The sequence below is a fragment of the Georhizobium profundi genome (genome assembly GCF_003952725.1).
Classification (GTDB): Bacteria; Pseudomonadota; Alphaproteobacteria; order Rhizobiales; family Rhizobiaceae; genus Georhizobium; species Georhizobium profundi.
This window is the reverse complement of record NZ_CP032509.1, coordinates 685,526-701,746: the sequence shown is the minus strand read 5'-3', so window position 1 is coordinate 701,746 and position 16,221 is coordinate 685,526. Positions and strand designations below refer to the sequence as shown.

The window sequence follows — 16,221 nt, the reverse complement described above, 5'->3', positions numbered from 1 at the left end:
GGCCATCAGATATGGAGCGCCGCGCCCAGCGCCTTCAGCGCCGCTTCCTGCAGCGCCTCGCCTTGTGTCGGATGGGCATGGATCGTGCCGGCGATGTCTTCCAGCCGCGCGCCCATCTCGATCGCGATGCCGAAGGCAGCGGAAAGCTCCGAAACGCCTTTCCCCACTGCTTGAATACCAAGAACGAGATGGTTGTCCGCCCGGGCAACCACCCGCACGAAACCCTGCTCGGCTTCCATCGTCATCGCCCGGCCATTCGCTTGGAACGGGAAGAGGCCAATCTTGACCTCGCGGCCACCGCGACGCGCCTCGTCGGGCGAGAGCCCCGCCGTCACGATCTCCGGATCGGTGAAACACACTGCCGGGATCACGCGTTTGTCGAAAGCGCGGCGGTGGCCAGCGATGATTTCCGCCACCATTTCGCCTTGCGCCATGGCCCGATGCGCAAGCATCGGCTCGCCCGTGACGTCGCCGATCGCGTAGACGCCGCGCATCGAGGTGCGGCAGGTCTCGTCGATGCGGATCGCAGCACCGGAGCGGTCGAGATCGAGTTCTTCGAGGCCCCAGCCTTCCGTCAGCGGCCGCCGGCCCACCGTCACCAGCACCTTGTCGGCTGCGATGCGCAGATCGTTGCCGTGTGCCCCCTCAACCAGAAGCGCATCGCCTTTGCCGGAAAGCCCGCGCGCCTTTGCCCCGAGGACGACCTCTATGCCGAGCTCGCCCAGCCGCTTCGCGCCAGGGCGCGTCAGTTCGCCGTCATAGAGCGGCAGGATGCGATCGGCGGCTTCGACGATGGTCACCTGTGAGCCGAGCTTGGCGAAGGCCGTGCCGAGTTCGAGCCCGATATAGCCGGCGCCGACGATGGCGAGCCGCTCCGGCACGGCTTTGAGTGCCAGCGCATCGGTCGAGGAAATCACCGAACCGCCGAAGGGGAGCCCGGGCAACGGCACCGATTCCGAGCCGGTGGCGATCACGATCGATTCCGCCCGGATGACTTGAACGCCGGTTTCGGTCTTGACCTCGACCGTCTTGCCGTCGCGAAACCGCGCCCAGCCTTGCACGGTCTTCACGCCGGCCTTCTTCAAGAGTCCCGCCACGCCCGTCGTCAGTCGCCCGACGATCTTGTCCTTCCAGGCCATCGTACGGGTGAGATCGATGCGTGGCTCGGCAAGCGTGATGCCGAGCGGGCTTTCGCCGGCCGCCATAGCCTTTGTCTCGGCGAACTGATCGGCCGCATGGATGATCGCCTTGGATGGGATGCAGCCGACATTGAGGCAGGTGCCGCCGGGCTTCACCGCCTCCACGATGACCGTATCGATGCCGAGCTGGCCGGCACGAATGGCGCAGACATAGCCGCCGGGACCGGCGCCGATGACGAGAAGCTTGCAGGAAATGTCTTTCATCACCGCCCCCTCATGCCACGAAGATCATGGCCGGCGTTTCCATCAGCGTCTTGATCCGCTGGACGAAGACCGCCGCATCATGGCCGTCGATGATCCGATGATCGAAACTGCAGGACAGGTTCATCATGCGCCGTGGCACGAACGCGGTGCCGTCCCAATGGGGGCGGATCGCCATCTTGTTGACCCCGATGATCGCGACTTCCGGATGGTTGATCAAGGGTGTCGTCACGATGCCGCCGAGCGCGCCGAGCGAGGTGATCGTGATCGTGGAACCCGAAAGCTCCTCGCGCGTCGCCGTACCCGATTTCGCCGCGTCCGAAAGCCTGCCGACTTCCGCCGCGCATTCCCAGAGGTCCCGCGCCTCGCAGTGCTTGGCAACGGGCACGACGAGCCCGGACGGCGTTTGCGCCGCGATGCCGATATGGACACCGCCATGGCGGTGGATGATGTTCGCCTCGTCGTCGAAATGGCTGTTGAACTGCGGCTGTGCAGCGATCGCCTTCACCATCGCCCGCATGAGGAACGGCAGCAGCGTCAGTTTCGGCTGGTCGGGGCGCTTGTCACGGTTCAGCGCCGTCCGCAGATCCTCGAGCGCCGACATGTCCACTTCCTCCACATAGGTGATGTGGGGAATGTGGCGTTTGGCGATAGCCATCTTCTCCGCGATCTTGCGGCGGAGGCCAACGAGCTTGATGTCCTCGACATCGGTGCGTCGCATGAGACCGGCCGGCGATGCCGCGCTCGGACCCTTGGCAACGAACTGATCGAGATCGTCATGGGTGATTCGGCCCGCTGGACCGGACCCCACCACCTGACGCAGATCGATGCCCGCATCCCGGGCACGCAGCCGCACGGCCGGCGAAGCCAGCGGCTTGTCGGCACTGATTGCCGCAACGGGGCGGGTAGGCCGTTTGAGGCTTGGCTCCCTCGGCTCAGAATCCTTTGCCGGCTTTGTATCGACTGTTTCGGGTTCGGTTGCAGGCGGTGGCGGCAAATCCTCGCCCTCGCCGCTCAGCCCGTCAGCGATTAGCGCTTCCTCCGCGCCGTCATCCATCGGCTTCGGGGTCGGGTCTTCGTCCGATCCGGCCTCACCCGTCCTGATGCGCACGATCACCGAGCCGACGGCGACGACATCGCCAACGTCCGCGCCGAGCCAGGCGATCTCGCCATCGCAGGGTGCCGGAATTTCCACCGTTGCCTTGTCGGTCATGACGGCGGCGACGATATCGTCTTCCCGCACGGCATCGCCGATCTTCACATGCCACTCGACGAGTTCGGCCTCGGCGACGCCTTCGCCGACATCGGGCAGCTTGATTGCGCGTTCGCCCATCGCCTCAGCCCTCCATCGTCTCGATCATCGCCCGGCCGACACGTGCGGGCCCGGGGAAATAATCCCACTCCTGCGCATGCGGATAGGGCGTGTCCCAGCCGGTCACGCGCGTGATCGGCGCTTCAAGATGGTAGAAACAATGCTTCTGCACGAGCGCGGCAAGCTCCGCGCCGAAGCCGGATGTCAGCGTCGCTTCATGCACGATCACGCACCGTCCGGTTTTTGAAACGGAAGCAACGATCGTTTCCAGATCGAGCGGCAGCAGCGTCTTGAGGTCGATGATTTCGGCATCGATGCCCGTATCGGCAGCGGCGGCCTCCGACACATAGGTCATCGTGCCATAGGCGAGCACGGTGAGTTCCGCGCCCGCCCGGCGCACCTCCGCCTTGCCGAGCGGCACGGTGAAGTGCCCTTCCGGCACCTCGCCCAAGGCATGTTTCGACCAGGGCGTGACAGGCTTGTCGTGATGCCCGTCGAACGGCCCGTTATAGAGCCGCTTCGGTTCCAGAAAAATCACCGGGTCCGGATCCTCGATCGCCGCGATCAGCAGACCTTTCGCGTCGACCGGATTGGACGGAACGACGACCTTCAAACCTGAGACATGGGTGAACAGCGCTTCCGGGCTCTGGCTGTGCGTCTGCCCGCCGAAGATGCCGCCGCCCGTCGGCATGCGAATCACGATCGGGCAGGTGAATTGGCCGTTGGAGCGATAGCGAATGCGCGCGGCCTCCGATGCGATCTGGTCGAAGGCTGGATACACATAGTCGGCAAACTGGATCTCGATGCAGGGCCTGAGGCCGTAGGCCGCCATGCCGATCGCCGCACCGACAATGCCCAGTTCGGAAATCGGCGTGTCGAAGCACCGCGTCTTCCCGTATTTCTGCTGAAGTCCAGCCGTGCAGCGGAAAACTCCGCCGAAATAGCCGACATCCTCGCCGAACACGACCACATCGTCATTGCGCTCCATGGAGACATCCATGGCCGACCGGATGGCTTCGATCATGGACATGCGCGCCATCAGCGAGCTCCCTGCATCAGGCTGCCTGGATTGGACGCGCCCGACCGTGACGACAGGGCACCGCCGCACACGTTTTCAAGACTGCGATCCATCAGACCCCCGCCTCCTGGCGTTGGCGCCTCAGATGCGGCGGCATCGTCTCGTAGACGCCCTCGAACATGTCGCGCGTGGAGGGTTTGCCGCCCGAATGCAGCGTGCCGTGGCTCTCGGCCTCCTTTTGGGCCGCGATCACGCTGTCCATGACTTCCGCCTCGGCCTGCTTGTGGCGTTCGTCGCTCCACAGCCCTTTGACGATGAGATGGTTCTTCAGCCGGATGACAGGATCGCCAAGCGGCCAGGCGTCCGATTCGGTCTTGGCACGGTAGGCGGACGGGTCGTCGGAGGTGGAGTGCGCGCCGACGCGGTAAGTGACGTATTCGACAAGCGTCGGACCCAAATTGCGACGCGCCCGCTCGACCGCCCATTTCGCCACCGCATGGACGGCCAGATAGTCGTTGCCGTCGACCCTGAGCGACGGCAGGCCGAAGCCGAGACCCCGCGCCGCGAACGTGCCGGAACCACCGCGCGCGATACCCTGGAAGGTGGAGATCGCCCACTGGTTGTTGACGATGTTGAGCACGACGGGCGCCTGATAGGTGGAGGCGAAGACCAGTGCTGCGTGAAAATCGCTCTCCGCCGTAGAGCCGTCGCCGATCCAGCCGGCGGCAATTCTGGTGTCGCGCTTGATAGCCGACGCCATCGCCCACCCGACAGCCTGGATGAACTGTGTGCCGAGATTGCCGGAGATGGAGAAGAAGCCATGCTCCTTCGACGAATACATGATCGGCAACTGCCGGCCCTTCAGCGGATCGGCTTCGTTGGAATAGATCTGGTTCATCATGTCGACCATCGGATAGCCGCCGGCGATCAGAAGACCGGCCTGCCGATAGGTCGGGAAGTTCATGTCGCCCGGCTCCATCGCCTTGCGAAACGCACAGGAGACCGCCTCCTCGCCCATATGCTGCATGTAGAACGAGGTCTTGCCTTGGCGCTGCGCCGTCTGCATGCGGGCATCGAAGGCGCGCAGGGTCATCATGTCGCGCAGGCCGTCGCGCAGTTCCTCGTCGGTGAGGCTTCCCGCCCACGGGCCGACAGCCTCGCCCTTGCGATTGAGCACGCGAATGATCGAGAAGGCGAGATCGCGGATATCGCGAGGATCGACATCGACTGGGGGCCGCTCGACGGTCCCAGCCTGCGGTATCTTCACCGAAGAGAAGTCAGGCTGATCGCCGGGCCTGACCGAAGGCTCCGGCACATGCAGTTGAAGCGGCCCGTTTCCGGTTGAACTTCCGGCCATCAGCACCTCCCGTTCGATGTCCTGCCGAACGGTAGAGGCGATCGCGCGCGAAATCCATGCCCCCGCGCGCAATCAAGACGTAAGATCAATGCTCGTGGAGCGCCTCGGCGGCGGCCCGGCCCCGCTTGGACAGCTTGGTCCAAAGGATGGGGCCCGCAACGGCAGCGATGGCGACGGCATAGATCGTCAGGGCAATCCAGGAGGTGAAGAGGAACGTGAAATCACCCTGATTGATCATCAATCCACGGCGCAATTGCTCTTCGGCCAGTGGCCCGAGGATGGCGCCGACGAGAACCGGTGCCAGCGGATAATCGAAGCGACGCATGATGAAGCCGATGATGCCGAAGACCAGCAACAGGATCAGTGCGAAGGCAGAGCCTTGCGCGCCGACGATGCCGAGCGAGGCGAAGGTCATGATACCAGCGTAAAGCCACGGGCGCGGGATCGTCAGAAGCTTCACCCAGATACCGACGAACGGCAGGTTGAGGAGCACCAGCATCAGATTGGCGATGAAGAGGCTGGCGATCAGGCCCCAGACCAGTTGAGGATTGTTTGTGAAGAGCAGAGGGCCCGGCTGCAGGCCGTACTGCTGGAAGCCGGCGAGCATGACGGCAGCGGTCGCCGATGTCGGCAGGCCGAGTGTCAGAAGCGGGATGAGCGTGCCGGCGGCCGATGCGTTGTTGGCTGATTCGGGGCCGGCCACGCCTTCGATGGCGCCCTTGCCGCTGTCGAACTCTTCGCGGGCAATGCCCTTGGCCGATTTCCGCTCGAACGAATAGGAAAGGAAGGTCGGGATTTCGGCGCCGCCGGTCGGCAGCGGGCCGAACAGGAAGCCGAGGCCCGTGCCGCGCAGGAACGGCTTGAAGCAGCGCTTCAGCTCGGCAAGGCTCAGCCAGACGGAGCCTTTCACGGCCTGAAGCTTCTCGTTGATCGTGCTCGCCTGCGAGGCGATGAACAGCGTTTCACCGATGGCGAACAGGCCGACGGCGATGATGGCGATATCGATGTTGTCGCGAAGCTGGGGAACGCCGAAGGAGAGGCGCGCCTGGCCCGTCAGGCTGTCGATGCCGACAAGGCCGATCGAAAGGCCGATGAAGAGCGCCGTCAGGCCGCGGATGAGCGAACCGCCGAAGGCCGCCGAAACCGTGAGGAACGACAGCACCATCAGCGCGAAATATTCCGCCGGACCGAAGGAGAGCGCCACCTTCACCATCAGCGGCGCGATGATCGCAAGGCCGATCGTGGCACAGGTGCCGCCGAAGAAGGAGCCGATGGCCGCAGCGCCGAGCGCTTTGCCGCCGCGCCCGTCCTTCGCCATCTTGTTTCCCTCGAGCGCCGTCATGATCGACGCGGTCTCGCCGGGGGTGTTCAGGAGGATCGAGGAAATCGCCCCGCCATACATGCCGCCATAATAGATACCGGCGAACATGATCATGGAGCCGGTGGCCCCGAAGGACAGCGAGACGGGCAGAAGAAGGGCTACGGTCAGTGCCGGTCCGAGGCCCGGCAGAACACCGACGGCCGTGCCAAGCAGAACACCGAGCAGCGCGAAGCCGAGATTGGCCGGCTGTGCTGCGATGAGCAGACCATCGAAAAGAAGCGCGAACGTATCCATGATCGTCGGAATACTCTCGTTTGGGCAGCGACCGCTGGCTCAAGCCTGAAATTCAGAGGCGTCGCTCGGCAAGCTGCAATTCTGCAAGGACGGAAGTGGCTGGTGCGTTTCCAGGTGCGGCGAGAACGGGTTCACCGCACAGCAACGCGACACCTCTAACGAAACAGCGCGTTGAGATACGGCTCGATCAGCCCGGCCGGCAGCGACAGCCCGAGACCCTGGCGAAAGAGCACGTAAAGCAGCGCGGAGATCACCACGCCGACGAACACGGTCAGGATCACTGGCTTGCGGCCGAAACCGCGCGCGGCACCACCGAACAGGACCCCGGACGCGATGATAAAACCGGCGCCCGCATAGAGCAGCGCGGTCATGCCGGCGAGTGCCCCGATGATCCAGATTACCGGACCCCAGTTCAAGGCTTCGCGTTCGGGAAAGTCCCCGCGCCGTGCCATTACGACTGTCAGAACGCCGAAAACGGCGATGCCGATGGCGACGATGTAAGGAAATATCTCCGGCCCGATCTGCGCATAGCTGCGCCGTTCGGGATAGGAGGACGCGTCGAGCGCGATCAGGGCGGAGAACAGAAACAGCCCGATCGCGATCGCCAATCCACCGAGGTCGAACTTGCGACGGGCCGCCTCGTCGGGCCGGCGCATGCCGGCCCCGCCCTGTTCGTGCGTCGCCATCTTACTGGCTGATGCCGAGGTCGGAGAGGATGGCAGTCGTCGCCTCGATCTCCTGGTTCAGGTAGGTCTGGAACTCTTCGCCGTCGAGATAGGTGTTCACCCAGCCGCGTGTTTCGAGTTCGGTGGCCCATGCTTCGGATTCCGACATCGTCCGGATCGTGTCGGTCAGTGTCTGGCGCTCTTCATCCGAAATGTCCGGGGCGGCTGCGATCATGCGCCAGTTCTGGACGTCGAGGTCGAAGCCCTGCTCGGCAAAGGTCGGCGCGTCGACATAGTCCTGACGCTCAGGAGCGGTGATCGCGATCACCTTCACTTCGCCGGCTTCGATCTGCGATGCGAACTCGCTGTAACCGGAAATGCCAACGGTGACCTGGCCGCCGAGGATTGCCGCAAGCGCTTCGCCGCCACCGGAGAACGGGATGTAGTTCAAGGCGCGCGGGTCGACATCGGCTGCTTGGGCGAAGAGGCCGGCCGCGATGTGGTCGACGCCGCCGGCGGAACCACCGCCCCACGTCACTGAACCAGGATCGGCGCGCATGGCTTCGGCTAGCTCTTCGGCATTGTCGATTTCGCTGTCGGCCGGTGCGATGACGACGACGTACTCGCCGGTCAGACGGGCGATCGGCGTGACATCGGCAAGCGTGACCGGAGCGGCGTTGGCGATGATCGCGCCGACCATGACGTAGCCGCCGACGATCGTTGCCGTCGGATCGCCTGCCGAGCGGTTGACGAACTGCTGGAGACCGATCGTGCCGCCGGCGCCGGCAACGTTCTCGACCTGGATGTTGGACGCGAGGCCTTCAGCCTGGAGCACCGACTGGATCGAACGGGCCGTCTGATCCCAGCCACCGCCTGGCGCTGCGGGCGCCATAATCTTCAGTTCGTCCATCTGCGCGAAAGCGGATGTGCTGGTGAGCAGTGCCGCGAAAGCAGCAGCGAATACGGATTTCTTCAAGATGACCTCCCAGGTGTTCTGTTTCGGACGCCATGCGGCGTCGCTTCGAACGGCTGGAAGGGCGATGAAACTGTCAAATGGGGGGGGCGCTGAGCAACCTCCTCCCAAGGATCGTTGAGGCCCTCCCAGACCCGATCACGGCAGAAACTAACACGCCAACCTGTCGTCCACCTGTCAGCCATGTCCCGTCCTGGTCATGGAGGCGAGACGATGCCGCGCCAGGTCTCCAGAAAACGCGCGCGCCGCTGCTGGTCGAGCGCGACCATGAGTGCCGGGCCAAGCGCGATCGGCTGCACCGCGCCTCGCCCCATCTCTGTAATGTTCGCAGCCGTCCAGATGCCGCGCACGCCACCGCGCACCGCGCCGAGCGCCGTCGGTCCTGCTGCCACCGCCTGACCCTCATCGGAGAGGAGAAAATCGAGAAAGAGTCTTGCCGTTTCCGCATTCGGCGCATCGCGTGCGATCACCGCGCTGCGGGTCAGCACCAGCACGTAATCATCGGGCACGATGATCTGGATATTCGCGCCCTCCGCCTGCCGGGCAAACGCGTAGGAGCCCAGCACATTGTAGGCGATCGCCAGTTCGCCGGCGTCGACCCGGTCGAGAATATCGGGGCTCGATCCGCTGAGAACGGCGCCTGTCCGCCCGAAGGCCGAAGCGAGACGCCAGAACTGCGATGAAATCAGTTGATCCTGGACGGCGAGCAGATAGCCGACCCCGCTCGTTGCGATGTCGTAGGTCGCGACCTTTCCCGTCAGGCGCGCGACATTGGCTTCCAAAAACTCCGCAAGCGCCAGATGCGTGCGCGGCGCTTCATCCTGCGAGACGAGATCAGGATTGTAGACGATCACTGCGGGCTCGAAGGTAAACCCGAAAACTTCGTTCCGCCACGTCGCCCAATCCGGCACCGACACCGCGGCGGGTTCATGCCGCAATGCATGCCCATCATTGGCGAGCTTCACCTGCAGGTCAGACGAAGAACTGATCATCAGATCCGCCGGGGGATCGAGCGTGCCGGCAAGATAATTCTCGTACATCAACAGCGTGTCGGTCTCGTCGTAACGAACAGCGACGTCAGGATAACGCTCCTGAAAGGCCTCGACGAACAGCGTGAAGAGCCGCGTATCCGTCGTCCCAACAATCGTCAGCGTTGCCGTTTCCACGGATCTTGCGGGGAAAACGAGCGGTTCGGCAGCAGCTTCGTGCGACGGCATGAACCATGCGCCGACCAGAAGCGCGATCGCCGCAGGGATCGCCCCTCGTCCGGCCCGACCCTCCCGGCGATCGCTTCCGCGCCCGGAAAGCGGCAGGCATATCTCGGCAACGAGGCCACCACCGGCACGGTCCTTCAAAGTGAAGCGCCCGCGATGCGCCTCGGCCACGCGGCGCACGATCGCCAGCCCCAAGCCTGAACCCGGCTGAACGCCGGCGCTCGCGCCGCGACGAAAGCGCTCCATCACGGCCTCCTTCTCCGCATCGGGGATACCAGGCCCCCGATCGAGAACCGACAAATTGAGCACGTCACGGTTTTCTTCCTGTGCGCGTTCCACGCGGATGATCACGTCGCCCTGCGAATAGGCGAGCGCGTTGTCGACCACGTTCTTCAGCATCTCGCGCATGACGACGCGATCGGCAGGAAAGCCGATCTCCGCCACATCGGCTTCCATCTCGACGCTGATGCGCATCAATTGGTCCGGATCGAGCCGCTGCGCCACTTCGTTGACCAGCGCGCCGATAGCCATCACCTGCACGTCGCGCAGATCGAGGCGATGCGAGACCGTCGCATCCATCAGCAACTGGGTCACAAGCTGGCTCGACTGCACGGCGCCCTGGTGGATCCGCTCGACCCGGGCCCGCATGGCAGCCGGATCCGTTTCGTCCATTGCGACCTCCGCCTGCGCGCGCAGCGATGCGAGCGGCGTGCGCACCTGGTGGGCCGCCTCAGCCACCAATTCGCTGAGGCGCACCATCGACTGGTTCAGCCGTGCCATGAACTCGTTCAGCGCGCCGACGACGTGGCGCACCTCCACCGGCACCGGAATGTCCACCGGCGAGAGATCGTCGGGCGAGCGGGCGCGCAATTCACGTTCCAGCGTGAGCAGCGGCGCGAAAGTCCGCCGAATGAGGTACCAGACGAGCCATGCGGCGAGCAGGGTCAGCACCAAGAGCGGCACCAGCGCGTTGTTGACGATCTCGCGCGACAGCGTTTCGCGCGCGCCTTGCGTTTCGGCGACACGGATCGTGACCCATCCGGTCCCGTCCGCCGTCGAAATCAGGCGACCGACGCTTGCGACCCGCACGACTTCGCCGCCATAGCGCACGTCATCGAACTCAGCATCGAGCGTTTGCGCAAGCGGCATGTCGGCAGCAAGATCGTCATAGCCGGTGACGAGCGCGCCATCCGGCGCGCGCACCGCATAGAAGACCCGGTCGTCGCCCGACACCATCGCGAAGGATGCGTAGGGAAGCTCCACCGTCACGTCGCCATCTTCGATCTGCACCGCGCCGGCGATGGTCAGTGCCGAGGCTGCAAGCAGCCGGTCGAAGGCGCGATCGGAGGCGCGCTCGGCATAGTCCCTGATGAAGACCAAAAGGATCAGCGCAGCGGCAACGAGAAGAAACGCGGCAAGGGCGGTGATCCGACGGCGGATCGAAAAGCTGTCAGCGCGCATCGGCGGGGCGAGCCTCCGCATCGGCCCTGGCGAGATACCCGATGCCACGTACGGTCAGGATCGACACGCCGGAGTTCTCGATCTTGCGGCGCAAGCGAGAGACGTAGAGCTCAAGTGCATTGACCGCGACATCCTCGTCGATCGAGAAGAGCTGCTGCATCAGGCGCTCCTTCGCAACCACCTGTCCGGCGCGCGACAGCAGGATCTCCAGAAGTCGAAACTCCCGTCGGCCGATCTCGACCGGCACGCCTGCAATCGTGATCGAGTGCGCCGCGGTTTCCATCACAAGATCGCCGAGCACCATGCGGCTGGTTGCGTGCCCCGCCGGCCGGCGCATGAGCGCGCGCAAGCGTGCTTCCAACTCGCGCAGATCGAACGGTTTGACGAGATAGTCGTCAGCCCCCATGTCGAGCAGACTGACGCGGTCGTCGATTTCCGAGCGCGCCGTGACGACGAGCACTGGCGTATCGTCGCCGCCGCTTCGCAATGCCGAGATCACCGAAATCCCGTCGCGCTGCGGCAGCATGAGATCAAGGACGATGGCATCGAACGACGCATCGCGCGCAAAAGCGAGCGCCGCTTCTCCGTCGCGCACCCAATCGACCGAATGGCCGGAGCGTTTGAGCCGTCCTTCCACCGCTTCGCCCAGATCGCGATTGTCTTCGACCAGCAGAATGCGCATCGGCCTGAATGATCCTCCTCTTCGCCGCGGCATTCGCAGCGAGACGGATTTTCAAGCCGTAGCGCGCAAAAAGCAATTCTGACGTGAGGGATCGCTCGGCAGCAGCACCCGATCAGAACTGGACGCGAAATGCGCGGTCAGGATCGGCCTTCAGCCCATAGACAGAGTGATATTCGAGCGCTTTGGTGACGACTGCCGGATCGCCCTCGAGCTGATCAGGCTGCAGCAATTCGCCGATAGTGAACTCAAAGGTCTGGCTCTTCTTGTTGAGAAGCTCGTGAAAGACCGTCATGTCGCGCAGCTCGGTCGACCATTTCGACAGCCAGTAGAACAGACCGGAATTGCGCGCAGTCATGTGGACCGGCAGGATCGGCAGCCCGTATTTGCGCGACAGCGAAATCGCCGAAGACTTCCACGGCCGCTCGTTCAGCGTGCCGTTGGCCCAATAGGCGATGCGGCCCGAGGGAAACAGCACCGTCGCTTTTTCTTCCTTCACCGCGCGCGTCGTCAGCTGCAGCGTTTCGCGCGCTTTCAGCTTGCTCTTGTGCTCTTCGCGCCACTCGACGGGGATCACCATCTCGACGAAGCGTGGATTGACGCGGATAGCATCGCGGTTGGCGAAGAACATCATGTCCGGCCGGCGATTCTTCAGAAGATCGAAAACGGCGATCCCGTCCGCGATCCCGGTCGGGTGGTTCGACACCATGATGAAGCCGCCCTTGTCAGGGATACGCTCGCCGCGGTTCACCTCGACATTCAGGTTCAGCTGGGCACTGGCATATTCGAACGCCTGAAACCCCGGCATGTTGGCAACGGCGTCTGCAAACTGCAGCGCCTTGCCGTAATGCAGCGCGCTGTAGAGGAATGGGCGCATCACCGGCCAGAGCGGATGATTGACCAGGCGCTGTCCGCGCTCGGCGATGAGCTCGTCGACGATGTGTCCGGGACGGCCTTGGGACAGCAGTGCAATGGCATCGACCACGCCGTGAATATCGCGCTTCTGCACCATAAGTGTCCCCGTTATCGCGTCCAACCGGACATCGCATGCTCTTGTAAAGACAGCATGACAGCCGCTTTTCCGACATCACTCACTAACATCGTAACCCTTATATAACCATTGTCGCAGAGGCTTCGAGGAAAGCCACCGGATATCAAATGACGTTTCTCGGGCGTAACGTAGCGTGACAACCGAACTGCTCCCTGCCGCGCCGGATGTGATGATGCAGCGTCAGCTATGGCTTGATGGCCTCAGCATGCAGCGGCGTCTGTCAGCAAACACACTTGAGGCTTACGAGCGTGATCTCCGGCAATTCCTCCAATTCATGAGCCGGCACATAGGTTCCATGCCTGCGATCGCCGATCTCGCAAATCTTCGTCCGACAGATCTGCGTGCCTTCCTCGCCAGCCGACGCCGCGGCGGGGCGGGGGCACGCACGCTCGGACGCGGGCTTGCAGGCGTCCGCTCGTTCCTGCGCCATCTGGAACGCGAAGGCCTCGTGAACGCAGCCGGCGCCCGCCATGTGCGCGCCCCCAAGACCGGGCGAAGCCTGCCGAAGCCCCTGTCGGAAGAGCAGGCCGTCGCCGTCGCGAATCTCGATGATCAGATGTCCGACGAACCCTGGGTTGCTGCCCGCAATGCCGCCTTGCTGACGCTGCTCTACGGCTGCGGTCTTCGCATCTCGGAAGCGCTTGCCTTGACGCCGGCGTCGGTTGGTCCGACCACGACGACGCTGCGCATAGCAGGCAAAGGCGGCAAGACGCGGCTCGTTCCGCTCATGGATGTCGCCAGACAGGCAATTGCCGAATACCTAAGACTTTGCCCCTATCATCTCGCAGCGTCGGAACCGCTCTTTCGCGGCGCTAGAGGCGGCGTGCTTCATGCGGCAATCATCCAGAAGGAAATGCGCAAGATGCGGTCCGCGCTGGGTCTCCCCGATACGGCGACCCCGCATGCGCTGCGACACTCCTTCGCCACTCACCTTCTCGCAGGTGGTGGCGATCTCAGGACGATCCAGGAACTGCTCGGGCACGCAAGTCTTTCCACAACCCAGATCTATACGGGCGTCGACAGCGCCCGGCTCCTTGCCGCCTACCGCGCAGCCCATCCGCGCGCATAGAGCGTTGCCAGGCGAACTGGGCACAGTTTCACCGTCTGGAATCGTGAGATCGGAGCGGCATTAACGATTTCTTGCGCGGGCGAATGCTATCGCAGAGCGATCAACAGCACCGGGATGTCTCGTGATCGCACGCATCAAAACCGTCACCGAAGAGCATCTGGCGCGCGGCGTCATCGGCCTGCTCGGATTGATCCACCTCGTCATGGCGCTGAGCCTCCTCATGGTGCTGGCGACGCTTGAGCGCGCCGACGCGCAGGAGCAGCCAGCCGCATGCGGCGGCGAAAACCTCATCGACCGCATGCGCGCCGAAGACGATCCACGTCTGCCGGCATTGCTGCAAGCGGCAGCGGCGACGCCCAATGGTGAAGGGCTTCTGTGGCGCGTCGAGAACGACCAAGGCGTCGCCTCCTATCTTCTCGGCACCATGCATGTCGCCGATCCGCGCGTGACGGAACTGACCTACACCGTGAGCCAAGCGCTCGACGCATCGGAAACCGTCGTCATCGAGACCGACGAGATCCTCGATCCCGAAGTGGCGCAGGCGGCGCTCATAGCGCGTCCCGAACTGACGATGTTCACCGATGGCCGCACCTTGCGCACCGTGATGAGCGACGAGGATTTCGCGCTTGTCGAAACCCGACTCGATGAGCTCGGACTGCCCGTCGACGCTCTCGTGCACATGAAGCCGTGGATGATCGCCGGTCTCGTTGCGCTTCCGGCCTGCGAACACGCGAGAAAGGCCGAGGGCGCAGCCTTCCTCGACCAGATGCTGGCCGAACAGGCGCTGGAGGAAGGCAAGGCGGTCGATGGGCTCGAGACCATCGCCGAGCAGCTGGACGCCATGGCCAGCCTGTCGCTCGAATTTCATGTGCGCGGTCTGGTGGAAACGCTGTCGCTCGGGCCCCTGCTCGAGGACGTCACGGCGACGATGACGGATCTCTACGTCGCGGGCGAAACCGGCATGATCATGCCGATGCTCCGCGAGGCTGCACCTGAGGGTCACGAAAGAGACGCGCAGGGCTATGCCGATTTCGAAGAGCGGATCGTCCTTGCCCGCAATCGCATCATGGCCGAACGCGCCGAACCCTTTCTGAATGAAGGCCACGCCTTCATCGCCGTCGGTGCGCTGCACCTGCCCGGCGACGAAGGCGTGATCGAACTCCTGCGCGATGCCGGCTATTCGGTCGAACGGGCCGATTGAAGCGGCGGCCGATCAGCCGCCGCTCCATTGTCATGCTCGAAGCTCAGTTGGTCGTTTGACCTTCCCGCGCGATGAACTGGCCGCCGAGATACACATCCTGGCCGCCGCGCGTTCCGTTCCCCTGGAATACGCCACCGACGGCATCCGCGTTCTGGCCTAGGAACGAGCCGGTCACCGCAGAATCCGTGAAGCTTGCAACGGGTGTCGCCCCCTGCAACATGGTCACCGCGCCACCATCGAAATGCTGGCCATTGATCTGCGAGCCATCGAGCCGGAGCGAGAAGTCCGCGGCGTCCTGCGTGCCGAAGCGACGCAGATTGGTAATCTCGCCGTCCACCGTCCCCGCACCGAAATCGGCGACCATGCGCACGTCGCCGCCGTAATCGACCTGGCTGTTGGAAACGCCCGTGCCGGTCGCCACGCGCACGTAAGCGGCACCCTTGTCTGCATTGCCGGTATCCGTCGCCGTGAACATCGCCGTTCCTGTGCGGCCTGCAACGGTCGAGGCTGGTGCGAAGTCGCCGCCATAGAAGATGCTGATCGTGTCGATCGGCTGGGTGATGTTCACCCGGTCCTGGTGGTGGTCGATCGTGAAGAACTCGTCGCTGCCGTTTTGGTCGAGGTCGTAATAGGTGACCATCACATCGGCGACGGACGCGCCGACATTTCCGACGAACTCGGATTGCTGCGCATTGGTCGTCGATGTCCCCCGCGCCGGATATTGCGCATTGGCCGTTGCGCCCGGAACAGCCGAACCGTCACGGTAGAGCCCGCCGGTGGTGATGGTGATCGAGCCATCGCCCTGCTTCGCGGTCGTCAAATCTGCCGTGCCTTCGATCGGAGCACTCGAGGTCACGAGATCGCCGGTTGGCACATAGGCGAACTTGCCCTGCTCATAGATCGGAACCGGTGTGGGGCTCGGCTGCTGCGCACGCGCAAACTTCGTCGAAACGCCGCGAATGGCGCTGCCGGTTCCACCGCCTGCGCCGCCACCGGCATCACCGCCGCCTCCTGCGCCACCACCGCCGGGCGCGCCGCCGGCACCGGCGCCAGGCCCGATCGATCCGGTCGTGGTCGAACCACCGCACGCGGCAAGCGCCAGCACAGGCGCCAGCGCAAGCACTGGCAGAATTTTCGTGGTCATTGTCTGTCGTCCCCAGCCCATATGTTGAGACGCGCGCCGCCTGGTTCAGGTTCGGCGCACGC

The 16,221-nt window shown here is 63.9% G+C and carries 13 protein-coding genes; 2 read left to right on the top strand and 11 right to left on the bottom strand.

From position 1 onward, the window contains the following. Nucleotides 1–5 precede the first annotated feature (5 nt). From lpdA to D5400_RS03300, 10 genes are all read right to left on the bottom strand, one after another. Nucleotides 6–1,403 (bottom strand): dihydrolipoyl dehydrogenase, encoded by a 1,398-nt coding sequence (gene lpdA / locus D5400_RS03345; protein WP_126007651.1) that lies wholly within the window; start codon nt 1,401–1,403, stop codon nt 6–8. 10 nt (nt 1,404–1,413) lie between these two features. Continuing rightward, the gene (locus tag D5400_RS03340; protein ID WP_126007649.1) at nt 1,414–2,733 is read right to left on the bottom strand and encodes a dihydrolipoamide acetyltransferase family protein; all 1,320 of its coding nucleotides are present in this window, start codon (nt 2,731–2,733) and stop codon (nt 1,414–1,416) included. A gap of 4 nt (nt 2,734–2,737) precedes the next feature. Continuing rightward, nucleotides 2,738–3,751, bottom strand: coding sequence for an alpha-ketoacid dehydrogenase subunit beta (locus tag D5400_RS03335; protein WP_126007647.1), 1,014 nt, complete (start codon nt 3,749–3,751; stop codon nt 2,738–2,740). Between the two features lie 91 nt (nt 3,752–3,842). Continuing rightward, the gene (locus D5400_RS03330; protein ID WP_126007645.1) at nt 3,843–5,087 is read right to left on the bottom strand and encodes a 3-methyl-2-oxobutanoate dehydrogenase (2-methylpropanoyl-transferring) subunit alpha; all 1,245 of its coding nucleotides are present in this window, start codon (nt 5,085–5,087) and stop codon (nt 3,843–3,845) included. Nucleotides 5,088–5,172: 85 nt separating this feature from the next. Further along, nucleotides 5,173–6,702: a tripartite tricarboxylate transporter permease gene (locus tag D5400_RS03325; protein WP_126007643.1), complete on the bottom strand. Its 1,530-nt coding sequence runs from the start codon at nt 6,700–6,702 to the stop codon at nt 5,173–5,175. 155 nt (nt 6,703–6,857) lie between these two features. Next, complete coding sequence (locus D5400_RS03320) at nt 6,858–7,388, bottom strand: tripartite tricarboxylate transporter TctB family protein (RefSeq protein ID WP_126007641.1); 531 nt, start codon at nt 7,386–7,388, stop codon at nt 6,858–6,860. 1 nt (nt 7,389) lies between these two features. Next, complete coding sequence (locus D5400_RS03315; protein ID WP_245451412.1) at nt 7,390–8,343, bottom strand: Bug family tripartite tricarboxylate transporter substrate binding protein; 954 nt, start codon at nt 8,341–8,343, stop codon at nt 7,390–7,392. Nucleotides 8,344–8,537: 194 nt separating this feature from the next. Then, nucleotides 8,538–11,015, bottom strand: coding sequence for an extracellular solute-binding protein (locus D5400_RS03310; RefSeq protein ID WP_245451411.1), 2,478 nt, complete (start codon nt 11,013–11,015; stop codon nt 8,538–8,540). Continuing rightward, a complete protein-coding gene (locus D5400_RS03305) occupies nt 11,005–11,697 on the bottom strand; it encodes a response regulator transcription factor (RefSeq protein ID WP_126007637.1) in 693 nt (230 codons plus the stop codon). Before D5400_RS03305 ends, D5400_RS03310 begins: the two co-directional genes overlap by 11 nt. A gap of 112 nt (nt 11,698–11,809) precedes the next feature. Continuing rightward, nucleotides 11,810–12,706, bottom strand: a complete 897-nt coding sequence (locus D5400_RS03300) for a GNAT family N-acetyltransferase (RefSeq protein WP_126007635.1) — start codon at nt 12,704–12,706, stop codon at nt 11,810–11,812. Between the two features lie 208 nt (nt 12,707–12,914). Between D5400_RS03300 and D5400_RS03295 the strand changes: the two genes are divergently transcribed. Next, a complete protein-coding gene (locus tag D5400_RS03295; protein ID WP_126012657.1) occupies nt 12,915–13,814 on the top strand; it encodes a tyrosine recombinase XerC in 900 nt (299 codons plus the stop codon). 202 nt (nt 13,815–14,016) lie between these two features. Next, nucleotides 14,017–15,015, top strand: a complete 999-nt coding sequence (locus D5400_RS03290; protein ID WP_126012654.1) for a TraB/GumN family protein — start codon at nt 14,017–14,019, stop codon at nt 15,013–15,015. A 43-nt stretch (nt 15,016–15,058) separates the two neighbouring features. Here the strand turns inward: D5400_RS03290 and D5400_RS03285 are convergent, their stop codons facing one another. Further along, on the bottom strand, nt 15,059–16,159 hold the full coding sequence (locus D5400_RS03285) for a transferrin-binding protein-like solute binding protein (protein WP_164527766.1): 1,101 nt from the start codon (nt 16,157–16,159) through the stop codon (nt 15,059–15,061). Between the last annotated feature and the right edge of the window lie 62 nt (nt 16,160–16,221).

Bases quoted from the DNA above. Each gene is read 5' to 3' on its own strand.
- D5400_RS03290 (WP_126012654.1), top strand. From the start codon at position 14,017: ATGGCGCTGAGCCTCCTCATGGTGCTGGCGACGCTTGAGCGCGCCGAC.
- D5400_RS03330 (WP_126007645.1), bottom strand. From the start codon at position 5,087: ATGGCCGGAAGTTCAACCGGAAACGGGCCGCTTCAACTGCATGTGCCG.
- D5400_RS03300 (WP_126007635.1), bottom strand. From the start codon at position 12,706: ATGGTGCAGAAGCGCGATATTCACGGCGTGGTCGATGCCATTGCACTG.
- D5400_RS03325 (WP_126007643.1), bottom strand. From the start codon at position 6,702: ATGGATACGTTCGCGCTTCTTTTCGATGGTCTGCTCATCGCAGCACAG.
- D5400_RS03340 (WP_126007649.1), bottom strand. From the start codon at position 2,733: ATGGGCGAACGCGCAATCAAGCTGCCCGATGTCGGCGAAGGCGTCGCC.
- D5400_RS03320 (WP_126007641.1), bottom strand. From the start codon at position 7,388: ATGGCGACGCACGAACAGGGCGGGGCCGGCATGCGCCGGCCCGACGAG.
- D5400_RS03335 (WP_126007647.1), bottom strand. From the start codon at position 3,751: ATGGCGCGCATGTCCATGATCGAAGCCATCCGGTCGGCCATGGATGTC.
- D5400_RS03310 (WP_245451411.1), bottom strand. From the start codon at position 11,015: ATGCGCGCTGACAGCTTTTCGATCCGCCGTCGGATCACCGCCCTTGCC.
- lpdA (WP_126007651.1), bottom strand. From the start codon at position 1,403: ATGAAAGACATTTCCTGCAAGCTTCTCGTCATCGGCGCCGGTCCCGGC.
- D5400_RS03285 (WP_164527766.1), bottom strand. From the start codon at position 16,159: ATGACCACGAAAATTCTGCCAGTGCTTGCGCTGGCGCCTGTGCTGGCG.
- D5400_RS03305 (WP_126007637.1), bottom strand. From the start codon at position 11,697: ATGCGCATTCTGCTGGTCGAAGACAATCGCGATCTGGGCGAAGCGGTG.
- D5400_RS03295 (WP_126012657.1), top strand. From the start codon at position 12,915: ATGATGCAGCGTCAGCTATGGCTTGATGGCCTCAGCATGCAGCGGCGT.